Source organism: Streptomyces sp. MK7 (genome assembly GCF_032658145.1).
GTDB classification, from domain to species: domain Bacteria; phylum Actinomycetota; class Actinomycetes; order Streptomycetales; family Streptomycetaceae; genus Streptomyces; species Streptomyces spiralis.
Genome location: NZ_JAVACL010000003.1, coordinates 57740 through 68575 on the forward strand (window position 1 = coordinate 57740; position 10836 = coordinate 68575).

The window sequence follows — 10836 nt, forward strand, 5'->3', positions numbered from 1 at the left end:
TGGCCCGCCGCAGCGGGGCCACGCCAGACATATGGGGTGGTTCGGGCCGTTCGGGGGTGGTGCACCGGGTGCGCTGCGTACGTCTCGTACGTCCGCTGCGCGAGGCCGGTCAGTAGGACAGGCCGTACCCGATGGGGTACAGGACCTGCGTCGGGTCGTCCGCCCGCTGCACGGGCACCGGCAGCTTGCCGCGCGGGTCGACCTGGCCGCCGATCACGCGGGCGGCGGCACGCAGTTCCACGTCGGTCCAGGAGTAGGCCGCGAGGCAGGCGGGCACGGAGGGGAGCTGAGCGACGTCGTAAGGGTTGCGGACGGCGACCGCGATCACCGGTCTGCCCGTCGCCACCAGCCGCTCCACCAGCGTCTTCTGCGTGCTGCCGGACGTGACGTTGTACGTCCCGACCACCACGGCGTCCGCGTCCGCCGCTGCCGCCACCGCCTTGTCGATGGTCGCCGCGGACGGGGAGGTGCCGGTGGACAGCGCGGTGGCCGTGAAGCCCAGCTCGGTCAGCGCGGCCGCGAGCACGCCGGTGGGCGGGCCGGTGGTGCCCGACGGGGAGGCGGGATCGGCGCCGACGACGAGGACCTTGTTGTGGCTGCGGCGCGACAGCGGCAGCAGGCCGCCCTCGTTGACCAGCAGCGTGGTCGTCCGCTCGGCGATGCGGTCGGCCGCGGCCAGGTGCTCCGGGGTGCCGACCGTGCGGCTGACGCGGGCCTGGGTGGTGTACGCGTCGTCGAACAGGCCCAGCTTCGCCTTCAGCCGCAGGATGCGCAGGATCGATTCGTCGAGCCGGGCCTCCGTCAGCTCCCCGCTGCGCACGGCCGCCAGGACCGCGTTCCAGGCGACGTCCATGGAGGGCGGGTTGAGCAGCTGGTCCACGCCCGCCTTCAGCGCCAGCACCGGCACCCGGTCGTCGCCGTACTTGGTGCGGACACCCTCCATGCCGAGGGAGTCGGTGATCACGACGCCGTCGTAGCCCAGCTCACCGCGCAGGATGCCGGTGAGGATCGGGTGGGAGAGGGTCGCCGGGTCGCCGGAGTCGTCGAGCGCGGGGAACTGGATGTGGGCCGTCATGATCGAGTCGATGCCGGCCCGGATCCCGGCCCGGAACGGCACGGCGTCCAGCTGCTCCCACACCTCGCGGCTGTGGGTGATGACCGGGAAGCCGTAGTGGCTGTCGGTGGCGGTGTCGCCGTGCCCGGGGAAGTGCTTGGCGGTCGCCGCGACCCGGGACCCCTGATAGCCCCTCACCTCCGCCGCCACCAGCCGGCCCACGGCGTCCGGATCGGCCCCGAAGGACCGTACGCCGATGACCGGGTTGGCCGGGTTGACGTTGACGTCGGAGTCGGGGGAGTAGTCCTGGTTGATGCCCATGGCGCGCAGCTCGGCGCCGGAGATCCGGCCGAGCGTACGGGCGTCGGCGGTGGAGCCGCCGGCGCCGATCGCCATGGCGCCCGGGAAGAGCGTGGCGGGTTTGCCGACGCGGCAGACGATGCCGTGCTCCTGGTCGGTGGCGACGAGCAGGGGCAGGCCGCGGGGCTGCTCGAGGGAGGCCCGCTGGATCCCGTTGGACAGATCGGCGATCTGCTGGGGGTCGTGGGTGTTGTGCGCCCAGGCGAAGTAGATGATGCCGCCGACGCGGTACCTGGCGATCAGCTCGGCGGCGGTGCGGACGCCGATCTCCTTGAGGTTGGCGTCGATGTCGGCCTGGTCGGGAGCGGTGGCCGAGGCACCGTAGACCCGCATCACGAAGAGCTGGCCGACCTTCTCCTCCAGCGTCATCCGGGAGATGAGGGCGCGCAGCTTGCTGTCGTCGTGGGATGCGGCGTGGGCGGTGCCGGTGCCCTGGACCGCGAGGGCCGCGGTGAGGCCGGCGGTGGCGGCGAGGACGGTACGTCGGGAGGGGCGTGCGGGGTGTCCCGGTCTTCCCGGGTCGTCCGTGCTGGCGTCGTGCACGTGCGCTCCTTCCGGAGGAGTTCCGCTGGAGAGTCGGCTGAGTCGCTTGAAGGAAACTTCCGAGGAGTCACCAATATCCGGGAAGTTTCTGCCAGTCAAGGGAACGCGCAGCACCGGCACGCGAGGTGAGGGGCCGTCATCGGCGCTGTGGGAGGGGGCGCGCCGATGACGGCGGGCCGCCGGGCGCGGTGCGGAGGAGAGGGTGGTCAGCGATCGCCCGGCAGCGAGAGCCGACACCGCACCGCGCAGACTCGCCGACGGCGTGCCGATGAGACGTGTGCGAGCCCACCGGGGTTCCCGCCCCCGGTCCCTCAGCCGTGGGACGCGACCGCCGGCCAGTGGTGGCGCAGGGTGCGGACCGTTTCCGCGATGGCCGGCCGGCGGGCTGCGCCGGTGCGCCACAGGGCGTACAGACGGCGCACCGGCATGGGGTCCAGGGGGACCTCGACGACGCCCCCGGGCAGCGGACCGCGGCCCAGACGCGGGATGAGCGCGACACCGAGTCCGGCGGCGACCAGGGCGACGAGGGTCGGGTTCTCCTCGGCCTGGTGGACGACGTCCGGCTCGTGACCGGCCGCGCGCAGGGTGCGCAGCAGCCAGTCGTGGCAGACCCGGCCCGGCGGCTGACAGATCCACCGCTCCCCGCCCAGCTCGGAGCGCCGTACCGCCGCCCGGCCCGCGAACGGATGCCCGGCCGGCACCAGCAGGTCGCACAGGTCGTCACCGATGACCGCCTGCTCCACCCCGGCCGGCGCGGGCAGCGGCGCGATGTCCCAGTCGTGCGCGACGGCGAGGTCGACGGCGCCCTTGGCGACCAGGTCCACCGACAGATGCGGGTCGACCTCGCTGAGCCGGGCGTCCAGCGCGGGATGGCGCCGGGCGAGGTCCGCCAGCACCGACGGCAGCAGCCCGCGCGCCGCCGAGGCGAACGCCGCGATCGTCAGCCGCCCGGCCGGCACCCCGCGCCGCTCCTCCAGCTCGGTCTCCGCCCGCTCCACGATCGCCAGCAACTCCCGTGCCGCCGCGACCAGCTGATACGCCTCGTCGGTGAGCCGCACCCCGCGCCCCTCGCGCTCCAGCAGCACCGTCCTGGTCTCCCGCTCCAGCTTGGCGATCTGCTGCGACACGGCGGAGGAGGTGTAGCCGAGCGCGGCGGCGGCCGCGCCGACGGTCCCGTGCACGGACACGGCGTGCAGGGCGCGCAGACGCTGGAGATCGAGCACGGTTCCTCCCGGGGGCGGGATCGGTGGGCGGACGGACCGGTCGGCGGACAGAGGTCGGCGGACAGACCGGTCAGCGATCCGGACCGGTTAGCGATCCTTCATTCAACAGTGCAGCAATCATCGCTGGTGCTTCACGGTTCACGCGAGTGATCCTCGACGCATGCGACCACCCCATGTGCTTCTCGCCGTCCTCGTCACCGCCGTCTGGGGCGTGAACTTCACCGTCATCGAGGTCGGCCTCGACCACTTCCCCCCGCTGCTGTTCTCCGCGCTGCGCTTCCTGGCCGCCGCGCTGCCCGCCGTCCTGTTCGTGGGCCGGCCGAAGGTGGCCTGGAAGTGGATCTTGGCGGTGGGACTGGTCCTCGGTGTCGCCAAGTTCGGACTGCTGTTCGTGGGGATGGACGCCGGCATGCCGGCCGGTCTGTCCTCGCTGGTCCTCCAGATCCAGGCGGTCTTCACCGCCCTGTTCGCGTTCGCGGCGCTGGGTGAACGGCCCACCCGGCTGCGGCTGGTGGGCATGGGCGTGGCCCTCGCCGGGATCGCCGTGGCCGCCGTGGACGAGGGCACCTCGGGCCCCCTCGGCGCCTTCGCCCTGGTGATCGCCGCGGCGGCCTGCTGGGGCGCCTCGAACGTGCTGACCCGCAAGGCCGCTCCGCCGGACGCCCTGAACTTCATGGTCTGGGTGAGCACCGTCCCGGTCCTGCCGCTGCTCGGCCTCTCCCTCCTGACCGAGGGCCCCGCACGCGACCTGGCCGCGCTGCGCGATCTGGACCGGCAGGGCGCGGCCACCGTCCTCTACGTCGCCTGGGTCACCACGGTGTTCGGCTTCGGCGCGTGGGGCTGGCTGCTGCGCCGTCACCCCGCCTCCACGGTCGCCCCGTTCTCCCTCCTCGTCCCGGTGTTCGGCATGTCCTCCGCGGGCCTGTTCCTGGGCGAGCCGGTGACCGGCCTGCGCTGGTGCGCGGCGGCACTGCTGGTCGGCGGGGTGGCGCTGACGTCGCTCGCGCCGAGCCGCCGCCGGCCCGGCGCCGCCGCGACGACCCCCGCGGTGATCGGTGAGGGCAAGGTCACAGTGGGTGGCGAGGCATCCCGGTTGTAGGTCCGTCCGGTTCGGACGAAGGTGGCCTTGTGAGCCAACACTTCGACGTTCTTGTCCTGGGAGCAGGTCCAGGCGGTTACACCGCCGCCGTACGCAGCGCTCAGCTCGGCCTCACCACCGCGGTCGTGGAGGAGCGTTACTGGGGAGGGGTGTGCCTCAACGTCGGCTGCATCCCCTCCAAGGCCCTGCTGCGCAACGCCGAGATGGTCCAGTTCGTGCAGAACGAGGCCAAGTCCTACGGCATCGCCGTGGGCGACGACGTCTCGGCCGACTACGGGCCCGCCTACCAGCGCAGCCGCAAGGTCGCGGACGGCAGGGTGAAGGGCGTTCACTACCTGATGAAGAAGAACGCCATCACCCAGTTCGACGGCCGCGGCACCTTCACCGACGACCACACCCTGGTCGTGGCCCGCTCCGACGGCGGCACCGAGACCGTGACCTTCGACCACTGCATCATCGCGGCCGGCGCCAGTCCGCGCCTGCTGCCCGGCACCTCGCTGTCGGACCGGGTGGTCACCTTCGAGAGCCAGATCCTCAGCGAGACGCTGCCCGGCAGCATCGTCATCGCCGGTGCCGGCGCGATCGGCGTCGAGTTCGCGTACGTGCTGCACAGCTACGGCGTGGACGTGACCATCGTGGAGTTCCTCGACCGCATGGTCCCGCTGGAGGACGAGGAGGTCTCCAAGGAACTCGCCCGGCACTACCGCAAGCTCGGCATCGAGGTCCTCACGGGCACCGCCGTGGAGGCCATCGACGACTCCGGCGAGCGGGTCCGGGTGACGGTCGACAAGGGCGGTGACCGCCGGGTCCTGGAGACGGACAAGGTCCTCCAGGCCATCGGCTTCGCGCCGAACGTCCAGGGATACGGCCTGGAGAACACCGGTGTCCGTCTCACCGAGCGCGGTGCCATCGACGTCGACGGCCGCTGCCGCACCAGCGTGCCGCACATCTTCGCGATCGGTGACGTCACCGCCAAGCTGATGCTGGCCCACGCCGCCGAGGCCATGGGGATCGTGGCCGCCGAGACCATCGCGGACGCGGAGACCATGGAGCTGGACTACGTCATGATCCCGCGGGCCACCTACTGCCAGCCGCAGGTCGCCAGCTTCGGCTGGACCGAGGCCCAGGCGCGCGAGCGCGGCTTCGACGTCCAGGTCGTCAAGTTCCCCTTCAGCGCCAACGGCAAGGCCCACGGGCTGGGCCACGCCGTCGGCTTCGTGAAGGTCATCAGCGACGGAAAGCACGGCGAACTCCTCGGCGCCCATCTCATCGGCCCCGAGGTCACCGAACTGCTGCCGGAACTCACCCTGGCCCAGCAGTGGGACCTGACCGTCCACGAGGTCGCCCGCAACGTCCACGCCCACCCGACGCTCGGCGAGGCGGTCAAGGAGGCGATCCACGGCCTGGCGGGCCACATGATCAACATGTGAGGGCCGGACGCCTTGGTCCTGGGCCGGACGCAGCCGCCGACGGCCCGCTCACACCGGGGTATTCGCGGACGGTGAACGCGGCGCGCAGCCGCACGGGCCGCCGCCGGGGCCAGGCCAGGCGGCGGCCCGTGCGGCGGGCGACTGAGCCTCGTAGTCGGGAAGTCGTGTACGACGGGGCGTTCTTGCCCGCGGCGGCACCGCGGACGACGGCTGCGGCTGGACGTGTCCGACCTAGTGTGCTGCGCCAAAAATCCTGAGGCTTATTTCTCTCTGGCTTGGCTGTCCTGTGGGGTGATCCTGGCGAGGTAGTCGGCGAGGGACTTGAGGATCTCGTCGGCGGTCTTCGTCCAGGCGAATGGCCTGGGGTTCTCGTTCCAGGTGTCGATCCAGTCGCGGATGTCGTTTTCGAGAGCCTGGACGGAGGTGTGGACGCCGCGGCGGATGAGTTTGTCCGTCAGCAGGCCGAACCACCGCTCGACCTGGTTGATCCAAGAGGAGCCGGTCGGCGTGAAGTGGACGTGGAAGCGGGGATGCCGGGCGAGCCACTTCTGAATCTCGGGGGTCTTATGGGTGACGTAGTTGTCGCAGACCAAGTGCACGTCGAGGCCGACGGGCACGGCCTTGTCTATCGCGGTCAGGAACTTCTTGAACGCGATGGCCCGGTGGCGGCGGTGGAGTTCACCGATGACGGTGCCATCAGCAATGTTGAAGGCGGCGAACAGGCTGGTGATGCCGTGCCGCAGGTAGTCGTGGGTACGCCGCTCGGGCATGCCCGGCATCATCGGCAGCACCGGCTGGGACCGGTCCAGCGCCTGAAACCGGCTCTTCTCGTCCACGCACAACACCACTGCCTTCTCAGGCGGGTTGTGATACAGGCCGACGACATCGACGACCTTGTCGACGAACTGCGGGTCGGTGGAGAGTTTGAAGGCATCCTGCAGGTGCGGCTTGAGATCGAACTTCTTCCAGATCCGCCCGATGGTGGACTTCGACAGTCCAGTGCGGGCGGACATCGAGGCCCGCGACCAGTGGGTGTCCTTGCCCGGCGTGGATTCCAGGGTCGCGACGATGACGTCTTCGACCTGGTCGAGCAGGATCGAGGGCGGACGGCCGGTTCGTGGCTCGTCCTGCAGGCCGTCGAGGCGATCGGCCACGAAACGGGCCCGCCAACGGTCCACGGTCGACTGGTCCACCCCCAGATCGGCTGCGACCTGCTTGTTCGTCGCTCCCTCCGCGCACCGCAGCACAATCTTCGCTCGCAGTGCGAGGTACTGGGCCGTCTTCGCCCGCCTCGACCAGCGCACCAACTGGGCCCGCTCGTCCTCGGTCAGGACCAGCTCAGACTTCGGCCGGCCGATAGGTCCCTCATCCTCAAGCCCCGCCAGCCGCTCGGCGGCGAACTTCCCCCGCCACTTGCGGACCGTCTTCACACCGGCCCCGATAGCCTGCGCGGCACCAGTATTCGACATTCCGTCAGCGCACGCCAGGATGATCCGAGCCCGCCCAGCCGTACGCCGATCCGGCAGCCCCGCCCGGCGCACAAGCTCGACACGCTCGCCCTCGGAAAGAACGATCTCAACAGCAGCAGGACCCCGATGCGCCATAAAAAAGAAGGTACCAACTAACCCTCAGAAATTCAGGCGTATCACACTAGTGCCGCAACAGGCAACGTTCGCCCCGTCGCGACGCCCGGCACCCCCCCACTGCCTTGACGGCGTGGGAGGTGCCCCCACTCGCCGCACCGGGCACAAGCCCAAGTACGTCCAGTACGAGGGCTTGCGCCCGGCACTCCCCCAGCCTTCGGCCGGGGGGACCCCCAGAGCACGCACCGGACGCCGCTCCCTGACGGGCAAACGTTGCCTGCCGCGGCACTGGTCGTGGAGCCGCGACCGCACGGGACCACAGGCGGAGGGAAATCGGTTCGACGCCGCCGGACCGGTGCGCCAGACTTCCGCCGTGACGTACACCTTGAAGGGGCCGGTTCTCCAGGGCGGGCTCGTGCGGCTGGAGCCGCTGGAGCAGCGGCACGCGGCCGAGCTGGCGGTGGCGGCGGAGGAGGACCGGGACACGTACGCGTACACGTGGGTGCCCCGGACCCACGAGGTCGCGGACTACATCGACGCCCAGCTCGCCCGTGCGGCCACCGGCCGGCTCGCGCCCTACGCGCAGATCTGCCTCGCCACGGGACGGGCGGTCGGCGCCACGGCGTACTGGGAGCCGCGCTGCTGGCGGACGGAGGACCGACTCGACGCCGTCGAGGTGGGCTTCACCTGGCTCGCCCGCTCGGCCCAGGGCACCGGTGTGAACGCCGAGGCGAAGTACCTGCTGTTCCGGCACGCCTTCGAGGAGTGGCGGGTCTCCCGCGTCGACCTCAAGACCGACGCCCGCAACAGCCGTTCCCGGGCCGCGATCGAGAGCGTCGGCGCCCGCTTCGAGGGCGTGCTGCGCAACTGGTCCCGCTCCTGGGCACCGGGGGAGGACGACCGGCTGCGGGACTCCGCGATCTTCTCGATCACGGCGGCGGACTGGCCGCGGGCCAGGGCGCACCTGGAGGCGAGGGTGCGCGGGGCCGTCCGCAGGACCGGGCGGGGCGAGGCTACGCCGCCTCGTTGAGCAGCCGGGCCAGATGCTCCCGGCCGGGGCCGAGCAGCTCGGGCAGCGGGGCCGCGGCCTCGTACCACCGCTTCTCGTACTCCCAGCACAGCCAGCCGTCCCAGCCGCCGCGGCAGAGCACGTCCACGCACTCGGCGAGGGGCAGCACTCCCGCCCCCAGGGGCAGCGGCGTCGTGTCCTCGGCCGACGCGATGTCCTTGACCTGCACGTACCCGAGATATGGGGAGAGGGCGGCAAAGGTGTCCGCGGGCTGCTCGCCGCCCAGCCAGGTGTGCATCACGTCCCACAAGGCCCCGGCGGCGCGGTGACCGACCGGGCCGAGGACGCGGAGGGCGTCGGCGCCGGTGCGGTGCGAGTCGTGCGTCTCCAGCAGGACGCGCACCCCGAGTTCGGCGGCGTACTCGGCGGCCGTGGCCATCCGCCGCGCGGCGACGGCGTCCCCCTCCTCGCGCGGCCGCCCCGGATCGCCCCCCGGAAAGACCCGGACGAAGGACGCGCCCAGATCCCCCGCCAGCCGCACCAGTTCGCGGACCTCCTGCAGTACGGCGTCGTCGTCACCGGGCGCGGCGACCCGCGCGTACCCCGCGACGCCCAGGATCTCCACCCCGCCCGCCGAAAACGCCTGGGCCACCTCGGCCCGCTCCGCGGAGCCGATCCCCGGATGCACGGGTTCCTCGGGATGGGCGCGCAGTTCGACACCGTGATATCCGCACGAGGCGGCCAGCCGTACCACTTCGGGCACGGACAGCCCGGGAACCCCGAGCGTGGAGAACGCCAGCTTCATACCCCGCGACCCTACCCGGGCCCACCGGACCCACACGCCCGCGACGGGAGGACGAATGGAGGATTCCTGCCACGGCCGGCACCACCCGACTCGGACTTTCCCCAACCACCCGACACAGACCCTGCACACCCCGCCCCCGACCCCCGCTTCCGGCCCGCGGCCTCCGGCCTCCGGTTCCGGTTCCGGCCTCCGGTTCCGGCCTCCGGTTCCGGCCTCTGGTCTCCGGCCCGCGGCCCCTGGTCTCCGGCCTCCGCCTCCGGCCCCCGGCCTCCGCCCTCCGGCCTCCGCCTCCGGCCTCCGGCCCCCGGCCCCCGGCCCCCGGCCTCCGGTTCCGGCCCCCGGCCCCCGGCCTCCGGTTCCGGCCCCCGGTCTCCGGCCCCCGGTCTCCGGCCCTCGGCCTCCGGCTCCGGCTCCGGCCCTCGGCCACACACAGACCTCACGCGCCCGCGCCTGAGCGCCCAGAAACTCCGTCCCGCCGCGCTCCCTGACGCGCAATGCCGGCCCGCACCCGCGCCTTGCCCTCGTCCCCGCGCTTGCCGGAGCCCGCACGCGTGCGCTCGCAGCCGCGTGTGCCCCGCGCCCCGCGTCGGTCACCGGCCTCCGAGTCAGCCCCGCGTCGGTCACCGGCCTCCGAGTCAGCCCCGCGTCGGTCACCGGCCTCCGAGTCAGCCCCGCGGTACCCCCGACGACCCCCGTACCATCAGCTCGCCCCGGACCGTCGCGATCCCGCCGGGTGGGGGGTCCTCGCGGCCCATGGCGATGCGGCCGGCCCGGGCGCCCGCGTCCGTGAGGGGGAGGCGGACCGTGGTGAGGGAGGGGACCGCGTCGACGCTGAACGGGAGGTCGTCGAAGCCCGCCACCGAGACGTCCTCCGGGATGCGCATCCCGGACTCGCGCAGGGCGGCGCACGCGCCCAGCGCCACGGAGTCGTTGGCGGCGACGACCGCCGTGAGCGTGGGGTCGCGGCGCAGGAGTTCCAGTGTGGCCTCGTAGCCGGAGCGGCGGTCGTAGCGGCCGTGCACCGTCCGGCGCGGGTCCTCCTCGATACCGGCCGCCGCGAGAGCCTCGCGGTGTCCCTCCAGGCGGTGGCGGGTGGTCGTCCGCTCCTCCGGCCCCGCGATGTAGCCGAGGCGCCGGTGGCCCAGGCCGATCAGGTGCTCGGTCAGCTGCCGTGCCCCGCCGCGGTTGTCGAAGGTGAGGGCGATGGCCCGGGTGTCCGGCGCGGGCGGCCGGCCGCACAGCACCACCCGGGTGCCGGCGTCGGCCAGCTTGCGCAGCTTCGCCGCGATGGCCGCCGCTTGCGGCCCCTCCTCCACGGCCCCGCCGGTCAGGACGACGGCCGCGGCCCGCTGCCGTTGCAGCAGGGTCAGGTAGGTCAGCTCGCGCTCCGGTGAGCCGCCCGTGTTGCAGACCACCGCCAGCCTCTCCCCGCCCGCCCGGCCTCCGGGGCCGCCGATCTCGGACTGGATCGCGCTCGCGATGATCCCGAAGAACGGGTCGGCGATGTCGTTCACCAGGATGCCGACCAGGTCGGAGGTGGCCGCGGCGAGGGAACTCGCGGGCCCGTTGAGCACGTAGTCCAGCTCGTCGACGGCCTTCAGGACCCGGTCCCGGGTGGAGGCGGCCACCGGGTAGTTGCCGTTCAGCACGCGCGACACCGTCGCGGGCGAGACCTGGGCGCGGGCCGCCACGTCCGCCAGGGTCACCGTCATCTCGTCGTCCTCCGGTCG

General features: G+C 72.4%; 8 protein-coding genes. 3 read left to right on the forward strand and 5 right to left on the reverse strand.

Annotated elements, in window-relative coordinates:
• Positions 1–109: 109 nt before the first annotated feature.
• Both R2S09_RS05070 and R2S09_RS05075 read right to left on the reverse strand, forming a co-directional pair.
• Entirely contained in the window at positions 110–1957 is a 1848-nt protein-coding gene (locus R2S09_RS05070; RefSeq protein ID WP_316739963.1) for a glycoside hydrolase family 3 protein, read from the reverse strand.
• Between the two features lie 311 nt (positions 1958–2268).
• Positions 2269–3180, reverse strand: coding sequence for a LysR family transcriptional regulator (locus tag R2S09_RS05075; protein ID WP_306189946.1), 912 nt, complete (start codon positions 3178–3180; stop codon positions 2269–2271).
• A 160-nt stretch (positions 3181–3340) separates the two neighbouring features.
• Between R2S09_RS05075 and R2S09_RS05080 the strand changes: the two genes are divergently transcribed.
• Together R2S09_RS05080 and lpdA are read left to right on the forward strand one after the other, a co-directional pair.
• The gene (locus tag R2S09_RS05080; protein WP_306189947.1) at positions 3341–4279 is read left to right on the forward strand and encodes an EamA family transporter; all 939 of its coding nucleotides are present in this window, start codon (positions 3341–3343) and stop codon (positions 4277–4279) included.
• Positions 4280–4308: 29 nt separating this feature from the next.
• Positions 4309–5709 carry a dihydrolipoyl dehydrogenase gene (lpdA, locus tag R2S09_RS05085; RefSeq protein ID WP_316739964.1) on the forward strand — a complete coding sequence of 467 codons (1401 nt, stop codon included), beginning with the start codon at positions 4309–4311 and terminating at the stop codon, positions 5707–5709.
• 260 nt (positions 5710–5969) lie between these two features.
• Here lpdA and R2S09_RS05090 read toward each other — a convergent pair whose 3' ends face one another.
• Positions 5970–7313: an IS630 family transposase gene (locus R2S09_RS05090; RefSeq protein WP_316739965.1), complete on the reverse strand. Its 1344-nt coding sequence runs from the start codon at positions 7311–7313 to the stop codon at positions 5970–5972.
• 352 nt (positions 7314–7665) lie between these two features.
• Here R2S09_RS05090 and R2S09_RS05095 point away from each other — a divergent pair, with 352 nt between their 5' ends.
• Positions 7666–8322, forward strand: coding sequence for a GNAT family N-acetyltransferase (locus R2S09_RS05095; protein ID WP_306189949.1), 657 nt, complete (start codon positions 7666–7668; stop codon positions 8320–8322).
• Here R2S09_RS05095 and R2S09_RS05100 read toward each other — a convergent pair.
• Both R2S09_RS05100 and R2S09_RS05105 read right to left on the reverse strand, forming a co-directional pair.
• A complete protein-coding gene (locus R2S09_RS05100) occupies positions 8306–9106 on the reverse strand; it encodes a sugar phosphate isomerase/epimerase family protein (protein ID WP_316739966.1) in 801 nt (266 codons plus the stop codon). The genes R2S09_RS05095 and R2S09_RS05100 overlap by 17 nt on opposite strands.
• A gap of 665 nt (positions 9107–9771) precedes the next feature.
• Positions 9772–10818, reverse strand: coding sequence for a LacI family DNA-binding transcriptional regulator (locus R2S09_RS05105; protein WP_316739967.1), 1047 nt, complete (start codon positions 10816–10818; stop codon positions 9772–9774).
• Between the last annotated feature and the right edge of the window lie 18 nt (positions 10819–10836).

Excerpts from the sequence above, each read along its gene's own strand:
- R2S09_RS05080 (WP_306189947.1), top strand. The coding sequence starts at position 3,341 with ATGCGACCACCCCATGTGCTTCTCGCCGTCCTCGTCACCGCCGTCTGG.
- R2S09_RS05090 (WP_316739965.1), bottom strand. The coding sequence starts at position 7,313 with ATGGCGCATCGGGGTCCTGCTGCTGTTGAGATCGTTCTTTCCGAGGGC.
- R2S09_RS05100 (WP_316739966.1), bottom strand. The coding sequence starts at position 9,106 with ATGAAGCTGGCGTTCTCCACGCTCGGGGTTCCCGGGCTGTCCGTGCCC.
- R2S09_RS05105 (WP_316739967.1), bottom strand. The coding sequence starts at position 10,818 with ATGACGGTGACCCTGGCGGACGTGGCGGCCCGCGCCCAGGTCTCGCCC.